Annotated in this window: 16 protein-coding genes; 10 read left to right on the top strand and 6 right to left on the bottom strand. The window is 65.6% G+C overall.

Annotated elements, in window-relative coordinates:
- Positions 1–27: 27 nt before the first annotated feature.
- From G3W89_RS24285 to G3W89_RS24275, 3 genes are all read right to left on the bottom strand, one after another.
- On the bottom strand, positions 28–1,821 hold the full coding sequence (locus tag G3W89_RS24285; RefSeq protein ID WP_162576558.1) for a M61 family metallopeptidase: 1,794 nt from the start codon (positions 1,819–1,821) through the stop codon (positions 28–30).
- Positions 1,821–2,531 (bottom strand): DsbC family protein, encoded by a 711-nt coding sequence (locus G3W89_RS24280; RefSeq protein ID WP_162577629.1) that lies wholly within the window; start codon positions 2,529–2,531, stop codon positions 1,821–1,823. Before G3W89_RS24280 ends, G3W89_RS24285 begins: the two co-directional genes overlap by 1 nt.
- A gap of 83 nt (positions 2,532–2,614) precedes the next feature.
- Entirely contained in the window at positions 2,615–3,724 is a 1,110-nt protein-coding gene (locus G3W89_RS24275) for an FAD-dependent monooxygenase (protein WP_162576557.1), read from the bottom strand.
- A 70-nt stretch (positions 3,725–3,794) separates the two neighbouring features.
- Between G3W89_RS24275 and G3W89_RS24270 the strand changes: the two genes are divergently transcribed.
- Positions 3,795–4,679, top strand: a complete 885-nt coding sequence (locus G3W89_RS24270; RefSeq protein ID WP_162576556.1) for an MOSC domain-containing protein — start codon at positions 3,795–3,797, stop codon at positions 4,677–4,679.
- Positions 4,680–4,736: 57 nt separating this feature from the next.
- Positions 4,737–5,828, top strand: a complete 1,092-nt coding sequence (ychF, locus tag G3W89_RS24265; protein ID WP_162576555.1) for a redox-regulated ATPase YchF — start codon at positions 4,737–4,739, stop codon at positions 5,826–5,828.
- A gap of 62 nt (positions 5,829–5,890) precedes the next feature.
- On the opposite strand, the gene G3W89_RS24260 is transcribed toward ychF, so the two are convergent.
- A complete protein-coding gene (locus G3W89_RS24260; RefSeq protein WP_162576554.1) occupies positions 5,891–6,361 on the bottom strand; it encodes a YqaA family protein in 471 nt (156 codons plus the stop codon).
- Positions 6,362–6,526: 165 nt separating this feature from the next.
- Between G3W89_RS24260 and dusB the strand changes: the two genes are divergently transcribed.
- The 3 genes from dusB to purH are packed head-to-tail and all read left to right on the top strand — an operon-like array spanning position 6,527 to position 9,435.
- Positions 6,527–7,585, top strand: coding sequence for a tRNA dihydrouridine synthase DusB (gene dusB / locus G3W89_RS24255; RefSeq protein ID WP_162576553.1), 1,059 nt, complete (start codon positions 6,527–6,529; stop codon positions 7,583–7,585).
- A 30-nt stretch (positions 7,586–7,615) separates the two neighbouring features.
- Positions 7,616–7,852, top strand: a complete 237-nt coding sequence (locus G3W89_RS24250) for a Fis family transcriptional regulator (protein WP_068683508.1) — start codon at positions 7,616–7,618, stop codon at positions 7,850–7,852.
- A gap of 5 nt (positions 7,853–7,857) precedes the next feature.
- The gene (gene purH / locus G3W89_RS24245; RefSeq protein ID WP_162576552.1) at positions 7,858–9,435 is read left to right on the top strand and encodes a bifunctional phosphoribosylaminoimidazolecarboxamide formyltransferase/IMP cyclohydrolase; all 1,578 of its coding nucleotides are present in this window, start codon (positions 7,858–7,860) and stop codon (positions 9,433–9,435) included.
- 28 nt (positions 9,436–9,463) lie between these two features.
- Here purH and hemL read toward each other — a convergent pair whose 3' ends face one another.
- Positions 9,464–10,762 carry a glutamate-1-semialdehyde 2,1-aminomutase gene (gene hemL / locus G3W89_RS24240; RefSeq protein ID WP_162576551.1) on the bottom strand — a complete coding sequence of 433 codons (1,299 nt, stop codon included), beginning with the start codon at positions 10,760–10,762 and terminating at the stop codon, positions 9,464–9,466.
- Between the two features lie 46 nt (positions 10,763–10,808).
- Complete coding sequence (thiD, locus tag G3W89_RS24235; RefSeq protein ID WP_162576550.1) at positions 10,809–11,768, bottom strand: bifunctional hydroxymethylpyrimidine kinase/phosphomethylpyrimidine kinase; 960 nt, start codon at positions 11,766–11,768, stop codon at positions 10,809–10,811.
- Between the two features lie 109 nt (positions 11,769–11,877).
- Between thiD and G3W89_RS24230 the strand changes: the two genes are divergently transcribed.
- From G3W89_RS24230 to G3W89_RS24210, 5 genes are all read left to right on the top strand, one after another.
- A complete protein-coding gene (locus G3W89_RS24230; protein ID WP_088955233.1) occupies positions 11,878–12,048 on the top strand; it encodes a rubredoxin in 171 nt (56 codons plus the stop codon).
- Positions 12,049–12,125: 77 nt separating this feature from the next.
- The gene (locus G3W89_RS24225; RefSeq protein ID WP_068683500.1) at positions 12,126–12,524 is read left to right on the top strand and encodes a response regulator; all 399 of its coding nucleotides are present in this window, start codon (positions 12,126–12,128) and stop codon (positions 12,522–12,524) included.
- Entirely contained in the window at positions 12,524–12,889 is a 366-nt protein-coding gene (locus G3W89_RS24220; protein ID WP_162576549.1) for a response regulator, read from the top strand. The genes G3W89_RS24225 and G3W89_RS24220 overlap by 1 nt, the downstream gene beginning before the upstream one ends.
- Positions 12,890–12,919: 30 nt before the next feature.
- Positions 12,920–13,447, top strand: coding sequence for a chemotaxis protein CheW (locus G3W89_RS24215; protein ID WP_162576548.1), 528 nt, complete (start codon positions 12,920–12,922; stop codon positions 13,445–13,447).
- 41 nt (positions 13,448–13,488) lie between these two features.
- A complete protein-coding gene (locus G3W89_RS24210) occupies positions 13,489–15,828 on the top strand; it encodes a methyl-accepting chemotaxis protein (protein ID WP_162576547.1) in 2,340 nt (779 codons plus the stop codon).
- The last annotated feature ends 11 nt before the right edge of the window (positions 15,829–15,839 follow it).

The raw sequence follows: 15,839 nt of genomic DNA, 5'->3' as shown, positions 1-15,839 counted from the left end.
CAAATCAGAAACGGCTCGTCGCTGCGCCTACCGCGGCGCCAGCCACTGCGCGAGCTTCGCGGCATCCTGCACGGCCAGCCGCAAGGTTGTGACGCCGGTCGGCAATGTGAGCGGCAGCCGCAGCAGGCGCCGGTCGCGCGCCACGAGCGCGGTGATCTTCTTCAGCCCGCCGAGGTAGAGCGCGAGGTCATCGAGGCGCGCGATGCGCCAGCCCTGCGCCGGACGTCCCTTGGCGCCGGCCAGCTCGATGCCGATCCACTCGTCGTTGGCCGAAAAACCGGCCTGCTCGGCAGCGCCGCCGCGCAACACCATCTTGACCTGCACGCTGCCACCGGACTCTGCCACGCGCAGGCCCAGTTCCTGCGCGCGCTGGGACGGGTCTTCGTTCACGGCAACGCCATGCTTGCGCAGCAGCTCGGCCAACGGCAACTCGTCGGTCGAATGGACCCAAAGCGCGATCTCGTTCGAGAAGGAGCGGCCCCCGACGGCTTCCAGCGCGGCGGCGAAATCGGCTTCAGCCACGGGGCCGCCGCCGCTGCGCGTCCACACCCGCCGCATCACGTCGTCGAGCGAGCCGCCGCCTTCGGTGCGCAGCGTCAGGTCGAAGCACAGGGCGACCAGCGCGCCCTTGGTGTAGTAGCTGATGGTGGTGTTGGCAGTCTGCTCGTCTTGCCGGTAGTACTTGACCCACGCATCGAAGCTCGCCTGCGCCACCGACTGGACATGGCGGCCCGGCGCCTGCAGGACCTGGTTGGCGGTCTTGTTGACCAGGCGCAGATAGCCTGCGTCATCCAGAAGACCGGCGCGGCGAAGCAGCAGGTCGTCGTAGTAGCTGGTGAACCCTTCGAAGAGCCACAGGAGCTCGGTGTAGTTCTCCTGGGCGTAGTCGTAGCGTTCGAACTCGGCCGGCCGCAGGCGCTTCACGTTCCAGGTATGGAAGTATTCGTGGCTGATCAGGCCCAGCAGCGTGGTGTAGCCATCGCCCTGCTTCTTGAGCCCGAGCTGCGGCAAATCGCGCCGCGTGCAGATCAGCGCCGTCGAATGGCGATGCTCGAGTCCGCCGTAGCCGTCGTCTACCGCGTTGAGCATGAAGACGTAGCGGTCGTGCGGCGCCTTCGGCCCACCGCGCTTGCCGACCTTGGCGCCGTGCCAGAAACGCATCTGCGTCTCGCAGATGGCGCGCGTGTCGGCAATCAGGCGCTCGCCGTCGAAGGAGGGCGGCGCGCCGGCGACAACGAAGCGGTGCGGCACGCCGCATGCCTCGAACTCTGCGCTCCAGAAGGCGCCCATCTCGACAGGCGTGTCGGCGAGCTCGTCGTAGTTCTCGGCGAGATAGCTCCCGAAGCCCTGGCGGTTGGTCTTGACGGGCCTCAGGGCGGTGGCGCAAGACCAGCGTTGCTCGTCCGGCAGGAGCGCAGGTGCGACGATCTCGATCGCATGCGGCCCGTCGGCCTGGCCTTCGACGTGCAGGCACAGGCTGGTGCCGTTGAAGAAGGCCCGCGCGCTGTCCAGCCAGGCGGTGCGAACAGAGTTGTCGTAGGCGCAGACCTGGTAGCGCAATTCCAACGGCTTGTCCGCCGCACAGTCGATTTGCCAGCTGTGCTTGTCGAGCTGCCGCAGGGCGGGCTTGCGCCGGCCTTGGCTCGCCTGCAACTGCTGCAGGTTTTTCGAGAACTCGCGCACCAGGTAGCTGCCCGGGATCCACACCGGCAGCGACACGCGCTGACCCGCAGCAGGCCGCTCGATGCGCAGGGTGATGGCGAAGAGGTGCGCATTGCGATCCGCGCATTCGACGCGGTAGTGGATGGCCGCCGCGACCATCAGTTGATCGCGGCGAGCTGCTTTTCGACCTGCGCCGCCGGGATCGCGCCCGGTGCGCGCGTGCCGTCGCTGAAGATCAGCGTCGGCGTGCCAGTGATGTTGTACTTCTGGCCGAACTCGCGGTTGCGCGTGAGTGCGGCCGTGTCGCACTCAGCCGTCTCGGGCGTGACGCCGCGCTGCATCCAGTCGGTCCAGGCCTTGGCCTTGTCCTTGGCGCACCAGATGTTGCGCGCCTTGGTGACCGAGTCGGGCCCCAGCACGGGGTAGAGGAAGAGATGAATGGTCACGTTGTCGACCTTGGTCAGGTCGCGCTCGAACTGCTTGCAGTAGCCGCAGTTCGGATCCTCGAAGACGGCGAGCTTGCGCTTGCCGTTGCCGCGCACGATCTTGAAAGCGTCCTTCACGGGCAGCTTGTCGAACGCGACCTCGCTGAGCTTCTCGACGCGCTCCTCGGTCAGGTTGCGCCGTGCCTTGACGTCGATCAGGTTGCCCTGCAGCAGGTAGTTGCCCTGCTCGTCGGTGTAGAAGATCTCGAAGCCGTTGATGCGCACTTCGTAGAGCCCCGGCATCGGCGCCTTGCGGATCTCGTCGATCTTGGCGAACTGCGGAATGCGCGATGCCAGGTTCTGGCGGATCTCGGCTTCGCCAGCAGCGGCGCCCAGGCTGCAGCCGAATGCGAGCGCCGCGAGAAGAGCGGAAGCGGATTTCATGCTGGTGGTCTTGCTTGCGGAATTCATTGGAGTACCTTCGCCTTCGGCTGCGGTGCTATTCGCCTTCGGAGCGGCCGTGCTGCTCATGCCAGGCCCATGGCCTGCCTGGCCACCCAGTTCTTGATGAGGCGCGTCCGGTCGAAGCCGCGCATGCCCCAGTTGCGCAGGGCCGGCAGCGGATCGGCGCTGTGCGCGAAGAGCTGCTGCAAGCCGTCGGTGGCGAGGCTCATGGCCAGAACCTCGGCGCGGCGCGAGCGTTCGTAGGCGCGCAGCAGCCGTGCGTCGCCCACGCTGCGCCAGTAGTCGCGATCCTTGATGACCTTCGCCAGCGCCGCGGCATCGGCCAGGCCGAGGTTGAGGCCCTGGCCCGCCAGCGGATGCACGGTGTGTGCCGCGTCGCCGGCCAGCGCCCAGGCATTGCCGTCGGCGAGCCGGCCGGTCCAGCGGTCGGCGATGGCGCGCTGCAGCGGCCAGCACGCACGCTCGCTGATCAGGCGCAGCGCGCCGAGCGCACCGTGGCTGGCTTCGTGCAAGGCCGCGTTGAACTGCTCGGCGCTCAGCGCGAGCAGCTGCGGTGCGCGGAATTGATCGACCGACCACACCAGCGCGAGTTGCTTGTCGCCCATCGGCAACAGGGCGAACACCTCGCCCCGGTCGTTGAACCACTGGCGCGCGGCGCCATCGTGCGGCTCATCGGCCAACAGGCGGGCAGCGATCGCATGCTGCGGATAGCGCGTGACCTCGTAGCGCACGCCGAGCGTTCCACGGGTGGCGCTGATGCGGCCCTCGCAAACGACCGTGAGCGGTGCCTGCACCGGCTCGGCCACGACTTCGATGCGGGACTGGAAGCGCACGGCGTCGGCAAGCTGTTGCTCCAGCGCCGGCACGTCGACGATCCAGGCCAGTGCCTCGACCTTCTGCCGCGCCGCATGGAACTGCACGCGGCCGCCTTCGTCGCCATGGACCAGCATCTCGCGCACCGGCGTGGCATGCGGCGCATCAGGCCAGCCGCGCAAGGTCTCGAGCAGGGTCTTCGAGGCTGCATTGAGTGCGTAGGCGCGCACGTCCTGTTTCTCGTTCGCGGCGGCGGGTGCGACCAGCGCCACGCGGACGCGTTCACGCGCCAGCAGCAGCGCCAGCGCCCGGCCGACAATGCCGGCGCCGCGAATGCAAACCTCGGGAGGAAGAGCCATCGAGCCATTGTAGGAGGCCCATGCGGGCGAGGTGCGTGACAATCGCCCGCTTCAGCCAAGGATTCCACCCGTGACCGCTTCGCCCGACTTCGACCTGCAGGCGACCATCGCCCGCCTCTTCGTCTATCCGATCAAGTCCTGCGCCGGCGTCGAGCTGCCCGAAGCCTTGCTCACCGAGACCGGGTTGGAATTCGATCGCGCCTGGATGGTGGTCGATGCCGAGGGCGGGTTCGTCACGCAGCGCGAGCTGCCGCGGATGGCGCTGATCCGACCGCAGATGAAGCATTCGGAGATGGTGCTGCGTGCCCCCGGCATGCTGGCGCTTCATATCGCCTTCGACCGGGTCGAACGGCCGGCGCGCGTGCGGATCTGGAAAGACGAAGTCGCCGCCTACGACATGGGCGACATCGCGGCGCAGTGGTTCAGCGACTTCCTCTCGCAGCCCGGGCGGCCGCAGAAGCTGCGGCTGGTGCGATTCGATCCCGAGCACAAGCGGCTGTCGAACCTGAAGTGGACCGGCGGCATCGAGGCACAGAATCAGTTCGCCGATGGCTATCCGCTGCTGGTGGCAAGCGAGGGATCGCTGGCCGAGCTCAACGCGCGGCTTGCTGCGCAAGGCCACGGGGGCGTCGGCATCGAGCGTTTCCGTCCGAACATCGTGCTCGCCGGCCTCCAGGCACACGACGAGGATCGGGTTGAGCTGCTGCATGTGCGCACCGACTTGGGCGAAGCGCGCCTGCAGCCGGTGAAGCCGTGCTCGCGCTGCCCGATTCCCGACATCGACCCGGCCACGGCCGAAAAAAGCCCCGAGGTGGGCGAGATGCTGTGCACCTATCGCGCCGATCCGCGCGTCGACGGCGCCATCACATTCGGCATGAACGCGATCGTGCTGGAGGGCATCGAGCACATGCTGCGGCGCGGCCAGCCGGTCGGCGCCAACCTGCGCTTCGAGTGAGGACGAAGCGGCGCGCCTAAAATCCGCGCTTCCCCAAAGCATCCTGAAAGTCCCGCCATGAGTCTCCAGTGCGGCATCGTCGGCCTGCCCAACGTCGGCAAGTCCACCCTTTTCAACGCCCTGACCAAGGCGGGCATCGCGGCCGAGAACTATCCCTTCTGCACCATCGAGCCCAACGTCGGGGTTGTCGAAGTGCCCGATCCGCGGCTTGCGCAACTCGCCGAGATCGTGAAGCCGGAGCGCGTCGTGCCGGCCATCGTCGAGTTCGTCGACATCGCGGGCCTGGTGGCCGGCGCCAGCAAGGGCGAAGGCCTGGGCAACCAGTTCCTGGCCCACATCCGCGAAACCGACGCCATCGTCAATGTCGTGCGCTGCTTCGAGGACGATAACGTGGTCCATGTGGCCGGCAAGGTCGACCCCATTTCCGACATCGAGGTAATCCAGACCGAGCTGTGCCTGGCCGACCTGGCCACCGTCGAGAAGGCGCTGCAGCGCCACACGAAGACCGCGCGCTCGGGCGACAAGGAGGCGATCAAGCTGGTCGCGCTGCTCGAGAAATGCCTGGCCGCGCTCAACGACAACAAGCCGGTGCGCACCGTCGAGTTCACCAAGGAAGACAAGCCGCTGATCAAGCAGTTCTCGCTGATCACTGCGAAGCCCGCGATGTTCGTCGGCAACGTGGCCGAGGATGGGTTCGAGAACAACCCCTTCCTCGATCGGTTGCGTGAATACGCGGCGGCGCAGGACGCGCCAGTGGTCGCCATCAGCGCGAAGATCGAATCCGAACTTGCCGACATGGACGAGGAGGACAAGAAGATGTTCCTCGCCGAGATCGGCCAGGAAGAGCCGGGCCTCAACCGCCTGGTCCGTGCCGCCTACAAGCTGTTGGGGTTGCAGACCTACTTCACCGCCGGCGTGAAGGAGGTACGCGCCTGGACGATCCACATCGGCGACACGGGCCCGCAGGCGGCCGGTGTGATTCATACCGACTTCGAGAAGGGCTACATCCGCGCGCAGACCATCTCGTTTGCCGACTACATCGCCTACAAGGGCGAGCAGGGCGCGAAGGACGCCGGGAAGATGCGCGCGGAGGGGAAGGAGTACGTCGTCAAGGATGGCGACGTGATGAACTTCCTCTTCAGCTCCTGAAGGCGATCACGTTCATCGCCTCGCGCCTGATCGCGCCTTGCTGAACCGAGCGCGCCTGCGCGTCAGTTCGGCCAGACGTGGAGCAGCGCCACCGTCATCGTCATGTAGCGCGCGAACTTGCCGATGGCCATATAGATGACGCAGGGCCAGAAGGAAAGCTTCAGCCAGCCAGCAACGGCGCAAAGCGGATCACCCACAAGGGGCAACCAGGCCAGCAGACAGGCTTTGGGGCCCAGTCGCTCGAGCCAACTGAGCACGCGCATGTGGTTCTTGGAGTGGGAGTACTTGTCTGCCACCTTGTGCGCCGCATAGCCCATCCACCAATCGACGATGCCTCCGAGGGTGTTGCCTGCCGTGGCCACGCCGATGGCTGGCCAGAACAATTCCGGGTTGAGCTTCAACAGGCCGAAGAGCGCTGGTTCAGAGCCGACCGGGAGCAAGGTGGCCGAGATGAACGCAGCGATAAAGAGCGTGCTGAGCCCGTATTCAGGCAGCGCCAAAAGCGCTAGTAGAGATTCGAGCCAGGCTTGCATGTGCGCTGGAGTATAGAAAGGCGCAGCCTTATGCGGCTCGGGCGTATGGATCGAAGCGCTGAACGCCGGTACGATAAAAGTGCAAATCGTTGCAGCGGCCGACGTGCAGCGCCGCTACAATCGTGCCTCATTTTTCAGCAGCAGCCGCTGCTCGCCACTTCCTCCATGACCCTGCAGATCGGCCACATCGTGCTGGAGAACCGGCTGTTCGTCGCACCCATGGCGGGCGTGACCGACCGGCCTTTTCGCATGCTGTGCCGCGAGCTCGGCGCGGGCTATGCCGTGAGCGAAATGGTGACATCGCGCAAGGAGCTGTGGAACACGCTCAAGACTTCGCGCCGCGCCGATCACGAGGGCGAGCCCGGCCCCATCGCCGTGCAGATCGCCGGCACCGATGCCGCCATGATGGCGGAGGCCGCGCAATACAACATCGAGCGCGGCGCGCAGATCATCGACATCAACATGGGCTGCCCGGCCAAGAAGGTCTGCAACAAGTGGGCCGGCTCCGCATTGATGCGTGACGAGCCTCTGGCGCTCGAGATCGTCGAAGCGGTGGTTCGTGCTGCGGCGCCGCATCATGTGCCAGTCACGCTGAAGATGCGAACCGGCTGGGATGAAGACCACCGCAACGCCGTCTCGCTGGCGCGGCGCTTCGAAGACGCGGGCGTGCACATGCTCACTGTGCATGGCCGTACGCGCGAGCAGGGCTACAAGGGCAGAGCCGAGTACGACACCATCGCCGCGGTGAAGTCGGCCGTGCGCGTGCCGGTTGTTGCCAACGGCGACATCGACTCGCCGGAGAAGGCGCGCGATGTGCTGGCGCTCACTGGCGCCGATGCGCTGATGGTCGGCCGCGCTGCGCAGGGGCGGCCCTGGATCTTTCGCGAGATCGCGCACTTCCTTGCGACCGGCACGCGTCTCGCACCGCCGCTCGTGGCCGAGGTGCGGCGCCTGATGCTCGAACATCTGCAGCAGCACTACGCGCTCTACGGCGAGTACAGCGGCGTGCGCACCGCGCGCAAGCACATCGGCTGGTACGTGCGCGAACTGCCGGGTGGCGAGCGGTTCCGCAGCGAGATGAATGCCATCGAGGATTGCGAGGCGCAGTGGCGCGCCGTCGTGGAATTCTTCGATGTGCTGGCGGCGCAGATGGACCGCATCCCGCCCAACGAAGGCGGCTGCACGCGAACGCTCAGCGATGAGCAGGCCGACGTGTTGGCATGAGATGGACAAAGAAAAGAAGAGCAGAGGGCCATGAGCAAAAAACACATTGAAGACTGCGTGCGCAGCAGCCTGGACAGCTACTTCCGCGACCTGCGGGGCACCGAGCCCGACGGCATGTACGACATGCTGGTGCGCGTGGTCGAGAAACCCTTGCTCGATGTGGTGATGACGCGGGCCGAGGGCAACCAATCCAAGGCCGCGCAATGGCTGGGCCTGAACCGCAACACGCTGCGCAAGAAGCTGGTCGAACACAAACTCCTGAAATAGCCCCCATGGCACTGACTGCACTGATTTCCGTCTCCGACAAGACCGGCATTCTTGAATTCGCGCAAGCCCTGCACGCGTTGGACATCCGACTGCTGTCCACCGGCGGCACCGCCAGGCTGCTGACCGATGCGGGCCTGCCCGTCACCGAGGTGGCCGAGCTCACGGGCTTTCCCGAGATGCTCGACGGCCGCGTGAAGACCTTGCACCCCAAGGTGCACGGTGGCCTGCTGGCGCGTCGCGATGTGCCCGCCCACATGGCAGCGCTCGCGCAGCACGGCATTGACACCATCGACCTGCTGGTAGTCAATCTCTATCCCTTCGAGGCCACGGTCGCCAAACCCGGCTGCACGCTCGAGGACGCGATCGAGAACATCGACATCGGCGGGCCCGCCATGGTGCGCAGCGCCGCAAAGAACTGGAAGGACGTCGGCGTTCTGACGGACGCTTCGCAATATGCGCAGGCGCTTGCGGAACTGAAGGCCGAAGGCCAGCTCAGCCGGAAGACGAAGTTCGCTTTTTCTGTGGCCGCCTTCAACCGCATCAGCCAGTACGACGGCGCGATCAGCGACTATCTTTCAGGCCTGCAGGAGGACGGCACGCATGCGCTGTTCCCCGCGCAAAGCAACGGCCGGTTCGTCAAGCTGCAGGACCTGCGCTATGGCGAGAACCCGCACCAGCAGGCGGCCTTCTATCGCGACCTGTACCCGGCGCCAGGCTCGCTGGTCAGCGCAAGGCAATTGCAAGGAAAGGAGCTCAGCTACAACAACATCGCGGACGCCGACGCTGCCTGGGAATGCGTGAAGAGCTTCGATACGCCCGCCTGCGTGATCGTGAAGCATGCGAACCCCTGCGGCGTGGCGGTCGGAATAGATGCGCACGAGGCCTATGCCAAGGCTTTCAAGACTGATCCCACTTCCGCCTTCGGCGGCATCATCGCCTTCAACCGGCCGCTGGACCGTACCGCCGCCGAGGCTGTCTCGAAGCAGTTCGTCGAGGTGCTGATGGCGCCCGGCTATGCACCCGAGGCACTGGAGGTGTTCAAGGGCAAGGTCAATGTCCGCATCCTCGAGATCGCGCTGCCGCCCGGCGGCAAGACAGCCTGGGAACAGGGCCGCAACCTGGTCGACGTCAAGCGCATCGGGTCGGGCCTGCTCATGCAGACGGCGGACAACCGCGAGTTGTCGATCGGCGAGCTCAAGGCAGTGACCAAGAAGCAGCCGACGCCGCAACAGTTGCAGGATCTTCTGTTCGCCTGGAAGGTCGCGAAGTACGTCAAGAGCAACGCGATCGTGTTCTGTGCCGACGGCATGACCATGGGCGTGGGCGCGGGCCAGATGAGCCGCCTCGACTCGGCCCGCATCGCGAGCGTCAAGGCGCAGCACGCGGGTCTGTCGCTGTCGGGCACGGCGGTGGCGAGCGATGCCTTCTTCCCGTTCCGCGACGGGCTCGACGTGGTGGTCGATGCCGGCGCGAGCTGCGTGATCCAGCCCGGCGGTTCGATGCGCGATCAAGAGGTGATCGATGCCGCGGACGAGCGCGGAGTGGCAATGGTGTTCTCAGGCGTTCGCCACTTTCGGCACTGAGCGAACCGCGGCGCCCTTCGGCTGATGCTCATGCGATCGGCTTCAGGGTCTTGAAGATGTCGCGCGCGGCTTCGACGGTGGTCGCGAGATCCTCGTCGTCGTGGGCCGCGCTCACGAAGCCCGCTTCGTAGAGCGCCGGCGCGATGTAGACGCCGCGTTCCAGCAGCCCATGGAAAAGCATATTGAATCTTGCATTGTCCGTGGCCATGACCTGCGTGTAGTTCTGAGGCAGATGCTCGAGCAGGAAGAAGCCGAACATGCCACCTTCACTGTCGGCGCTGAAGGGGACGCTTTCCGCCTGTGCAGCCGCCTTCAGTCCGTCGACCAGCTTGCGGGTTTTTCGTGACAGCGCATCGAAGAAGCCGGGGCGCGCCACCTCCTTCAGCGTGGCGAGGCCGCAAGCCGTGGCCACCGGGTTGCCCGACAGCGTGCCAGCCTGGTAGACCGGGCCCAGGGGTGCCAACTGCTCCATGATCGCGCGCGGACCGCCGAAGGCCGCAAGCGGCATACCGCCGCCGATCACCTTTCCGAGCACGGTGAGGTCCGGCCGCACGCCCAGCACCCCCTGGGCGCCGTGCAAGCCCACGCGGAAGCCTGTCATGACCTCGTCGAACACGAGCAGCGCGCCATGCTGCGTACAGAGTTCGCGGCAGCGCTGCGCGAAAGCCGCACTCGCGCGCACGAAGTTCATGTTGCCCGCGATGGCCTCGATCATCAGGCCCGCAATCTCGTGGCCGTGCAACGCGAAGGCTTCCTCCAGTTGTGCGAGGTTGTTGTATTCGAGCACCAGCGTGTGCTGCACCACCTCGGGCGGCACGCCGGCCGAGGTCGGGTTGCCGAAGGTCGCCAGGCCGGAGCCTGCCTTGACCAGCAGTGCGTCGGCATGGCCGTGGTAGCAGCCCTCGAACTTGATGATGTACTTGCGGCCGGTGGCACCACGCGCCAGGCGCAGCGCGCTCATTGCAGCCTCCGTGCCCGAACTCACGAGGCGCACCATCTCCATCGAAGGCACCAGTGCAAGGATGGCTTCGGCGAGTTCGATCTCGCGCTCGGTCGGCGCGCCGAACGAGAAACCCTCGAGTACGGCGCGCTGCACCGCCTCGACCACCGCAGGGTGACCATGACCAAGGATCATGGGGCCCCAGGAGCCGATGTAATCGATGTAGCGCCGGTCAGCCGCGTCCCAGAAATGGGCGCCCTGCGCACGCTTCACGAAGCGGGGCGTGCCGCCGACGGCCCGGAAGGCGCGGACCGGCGAATTCACGCCGCCAGGAATCACGGCGCGGGCGCGCTCGAAGAGGATGTCGTTGGGGTCAGTGTTTTGCATGGGGCGGTGCCGAGTTCTGGGGAGTGCGTCCCGCGTTCGCACTCATCTAATGGCGGGTGTCGTGTGGCGGCAGCGCGAGATCGATGGGCGAGGGGGAGTCGTCATTCTCGTCGTCCTCTTCGGGCTGGGCCCAGAAGAGGCGGTCCGGCAGCACATGGCCCATCCCGGGACGGAAGCCAGCGTCCAGGCAGCGATCCATGTAGCTCAGCGCCTCGGTAGCAGCGGCGGCCAGGTCGGTGCCGCTGGCCAGGAGTGCCGCCAGCGCGGCGGAGAGCGTGTCGCCGGCGCCGGCGAACACGGCATCGAGCCGCTCGTACTTCTCGCTGGCGAGCACGGATTGCGGGGAAGCCAGGACGTTGTCGAAATACTGGTCGGGCAGCACCATCCCTGTCACCAGCGTATAGGGCGCGCCCATCTCGCCTGCAGCGCGTGCGATGTCCCGCGCACTGGGTGGGCGTTCTCCTGCCCAGTCGGGCAGCAGCCAACGCCACAGCGTGCTGTGATTGCCGACCAGCACGGTGGTCTGCGGCAGCACCAGCTCGCGAAAGGCGTCGAGATAGGCCTCGATCTGCGTGTCCTCCCACCAGGACAGGTTGGGCATGTAGGCGACCACGGGGACTTCGGGGTAGTCGGTCGCGGTTTCGGCCACGGTGCTCAGGTTTTCGGGGGAGCCCACGAAGCCGACCTTGATCAGCTGGACCTCCACGTCCTCGAGGATGGTGCGCGCCTGTTCGGCGACCGCCTCCTCGTCGAAGGGAAAGTGATCGAAGATCTCGGAGGTGTCGCGCGCATAGGCACCGGTGACGACCGGCAGCATGTGGGCCCCGACCGAGGCAATCGCCACGGCGTCGCAGGCGAGGCCACCGGCACCGCTGGGGTCGCTCGCGTTGAAGACCAGCACGCAAGGCAGGGTCGCCTCGCTCTCGGCGCTGACTTCGTCGCTGGTGGGGTCGGTAAGATCGCTCACTTTGTGGCCTTGCTCCATTGGTAATAAGTAAGTTGTCATGTGCAGCTGGGCCTACCAAATGGTGGCGTATCCGAGACGCTTATCACGCGATTTTTTGATACGTCTGGATACGATCGTTGCATTCTATGAACAGGGACTTTAAGCTGCGATGAACACGAAAACCTGGATGTGCCTAATTTGCGGGTGGATCTATGACGAATCGGTGGGGGTGCCCGAAGATGGTATTGCGCCCGGCACGGCATGGGCAGATGTTCCGATGAATTGGACCTGTCCCGAATGCGGGGCGCGCAAGGAAGACTTCGAGATGGTTGAAATCTGAAGCATGGCATAGGGCCGTGCTTCTTGCGCCCCGCGAGGGGCGTTTCGGTCTTAGAGTGTCACAAAGGAGCGGCGAGAATGAGCTCGAATGGATCCGGTTACAAGGTTCTCGTCATCGACGATAGCAACACCATCCGGCGCAGTGCCGAAATCTTTCTCAAGCAGGGTGGCCATGAGGTGCTCTTGGCGGAGGACGGCTTCGATGCACTGTCGAAGGTCAACGACCACAAGCCGCACCTGATCTTCTGCGACATTCTCATGCCGCGCCTCGACGGCTACCAGACTTGCGCCATCATCAAGCGCAACGCCCACTTCTCCAGTGTGCCGGTCGTGATGTTGTCCTCCAAGGATGGTGTATTCGACAAGGCGCGCGGCCGAATGGTCGGCTCCCAGGACTACCTCACCAAACCCTTTACCAAAGACCAACTGTTGCAGGCCGTGCAGCAGTTCGGCGTCGTTTCGCAGGAAGTGCAGTAATGGCTATTCGCAAAGTGCTCGTAGTCGACGACTCCAAGACGGAGTTGATCTTCTTGACCGATCTTCTCCAGAAGAACGGTTTCTCTGTGAAGACCGCCGAGAACGCGGATGACGCCATGCGCCGCCTCGAGGAAGAGCAGCCCGACCTGATCCTCATGGACGTCGTGATGCCGGGCCAGAACGGCTTCCAGCTCACCCGCGCCATTGCGCGCAATCCGCAGTACGCGTCGGTGCCCATCATCATGTGCACCAGCAAGAACCAGGAAACCGATCGGCTCTGGGGCATGCGGCAGGGTGCTCGCGACTACATCGTCAAGCCGGTCAATGCGGCCGAGCTGATTGCAAAGATCAGTGCGCTCGCCTGACCGCGTCGTCTTTTTCTTCCGCTCTCTTACATGGCCAACCGCGACGCTCTACGTGCTTTCCAGTCCCGGCTCGCCAGTCGCCTGCAGGCCGCGCGCACTTCGGGCGTGTCCGCCTCCTGGCTCGCCGTCGAGGCGGGCGAGGCGAAGTACCTGTTTCCGCTCGGTCATGCTGGCGAGATCTTTCCCTGGACCCCGCCAGAGCCCGTGCCGTATGCACAGCCCTGGTTCCTGGGCGTCGCCAACTTGCGCGGTGGCTTGTACGGCATCGTCCAGCTGTCCACCTTCGCTTCCGGCGACGCCGCCGCGGGCAGCGAGGCAGCGCGCGCCCAGTCGCGGTTGGTGGCGCTCAACGAGATGCTGGAAGTCAACTGCGCTCTCCTGATCGACCGGCTCGTCGGTCTGCGCGGCGTAGAAGCCTTCACTGCATCCCAGCCGCCGGACGGCGACGCCCCCGCCTGGCTTGGGCATTCGTACACCGATGCGTCTGGTGAGACCTGGCAGGAGATCAACCTGCAGGCGCTGTCGCAACAACCGCAATTTTTGAGTATCGGCGCCTGAGCGCAGCGCCTTGCACCGACCACTTACCTGAAGGACCGACCGTGAGCTCGATCGCCGACAAGTTCAAGAAATTCCTGCCTGTGGGTGGCGACAACGTCACGGGGCGTGTCGACAGCGGGTCGACATTGTCGATGGACGGCGGCGACACCTTGCAACCGCCTGAGGAGAAAACCGTGCGGATCCGACGCGATTCGGCCCCCGATGCGAAGCCCGAGACAGTGGTTCTCGCCATGGACGCCGCCAACGACCAGTCCCCGGCCGCCGCGATCGACAACGACCCCGTCCTGGCGGAAAGCCCCGGCGACGCGCCCTCGGCGCCGGCTGCTGGCGGAGGCTCGCTGCGCTCCAATCCCGCGCGCCAGCAGCGCGTGTTGGCAATCGTGCTCGCCGCCGTGGTGCTCCTGCTGCTGTTGGTGGCCGGCTCCGCCATCCTGCGCGCCGAGCGGTTGGCGCAGCAGGTGGCAGCCACCGGCCAATCGCTGATGCAATCGCAGCGCCTGGCCAAGTCGGTGTCACAGGCTCTGGTGGGCAACGTACCGGCCTTCACGGAGGTGAAAGAGAGCTCGGACGACCTGACGCGCCGCGTGCAGGGTCTGGCCAACGGTGACGATGCGCTCAAGCTGGAGCGCGTGGGCTCCCAGTACGAGGCCGAGCTCGCCAAGATCACGCCCTTGGTCGAGCGTGCGGACAAGAGCGCCAAGGCTGTACTGGCGCAACAGAAGATCCTGACCCAGGTCGGCACCGCGCTGCGCGATATCAACCGCCAGTCCTCGGACCTGCTCGAAATGACCGAGACCGTGGCTTCGCTGAAGATGCAGCAGAACGCGACGCTGCCCGAAATCTCGGCGGCAGGCCAGCTCGTGATGCTGACGCAGCGCATCGGCAAGTCGGCCAACGAATTCCTGACGGTCGAGGGCGTGAGTCCCGACGCCGTGTTCCTGCTGGGCAAGGACCTGAACACTTTTCAGGAAGTCACTCGCGGTTTGCTCGAAGGCAATGCCCAGCAGCGCCTGCCCGGCACGCGCGACGCGCAGACGCGCCAGCAGCTGGAGACAATCCTCAAGACCTACGAGCAGACGCGGACGCAGGCTGGCGCCATCCTCGGCAACCTCCAGGGCCTGGTAGCCGCACGTGAGGCGCAGGCCGCGATTCTGGCCGACAGTGAGCCGCTGCGCACCTCGCTTGGCGACCTGCAAGACAAGCTCTCGGCCCGCACGGGCCTCGGCGCCGGCACGGTGGTGATGCTCTTCGTGCTGTCGTTGGCCGCCCTGGCCCTGGCGGGTGCGATCGGCTTCGTGCAGGTGCGCGAGGGTCGCGAGCGGGCATTGGCCGCCGAGCGCGAGCGGATTGCCGCCGAGCGCGCCAGCGAGGACGCCGGCCGTGTCAATGCCGCGAACCAGGCCGCCATTCTGCGGCTCATGAACGAATTGCAGACGGTGGCGGAAGGTGACCTGACCCAGGAAGCGACCGTGACCGAGGACATCACCGGCGCCATCGCCGACTCGGTGAACTACACGGTGGAGGAACTGCGCTTGCTCGTGGGCAACGTGCAGAACACGGCCACCCGCGTCGCGCAGACCACCTCGCAGGTGGAAAGCACCTCGACCGAGCTGCTCGCGGCCTCCACCGAGCAGCTTCGCGAGATCCGCGAGACTGGCCAGTCGGTGCTGACCATGGCGGAGCGCATCAACGGCGTCTCTTCCCAGGCGCAAGAATCCGCCACGGTGGCACGCCAGTCGCTCGAGGCTGCGTCCTCTGGCCTGCAAGCGGTGCAGAACGCGATTGGCGGTATGAATTCAATCCGCGACCAGATCCAGGAAACCTCCAAGCGGATCAAGCGCCTAGGCGAATCGTCCCAGGAGATCGGCGAAATCACGGAGCTGATCTCGGACATCACCGAACAGACCAACGTGCTGGCCCTGAACGCCGCCATTCAGGCTGCGTCCGCGGGTGAAGCCGGCCGCGGCTTCTCGGTGGTGGCGGAAGAAGTGCAGCGCCTGGCTGAGCGCTCCGCCGACGCCACGCGTCAGATCTCGGCGCTGGTGAAAGCCATTCAAACAGACACGCAGGATGCGGTTGGCGCCATGGAGCGCTCCACGCAGGGGGTGGTCGAGGGTGCCAAGCTCTCTGACAACGCCGGTACTGCCTTGTCCGAGATCGACCGCGTGTCGCGCCGGTTGGCCGAGCTGATCGAGCAGATCTCGCAGTCCGCGTCGCGCGAAGCCGATTCGGCGAACGTGGTCGCGGCCAACATCCAGCACATCTTCGCCGTGACCGAGCAGACGGGCGAAGGTACGCGCACCACTGCACAGCAAGTGCGCGAGCTCTCGCACATGGCCGAGGAACTGCGCCAATCCGTGGCCCGCTTCAAGATTGCCTGAACCCCGAGCAT

This window comes from Variovorax sp. PBL-H6, assembly GCF_901827155.1.
In the GTDB taxonomy this organism is placed as follows: Bacteria; Pseudomonadota; Gammaproteobacteria; order Burkholderiales; family Burkholderiaceae_C; genus Variovorax.
This window is presented reverse-complemented; position numbering and strand designations above follow the sequence as displayed.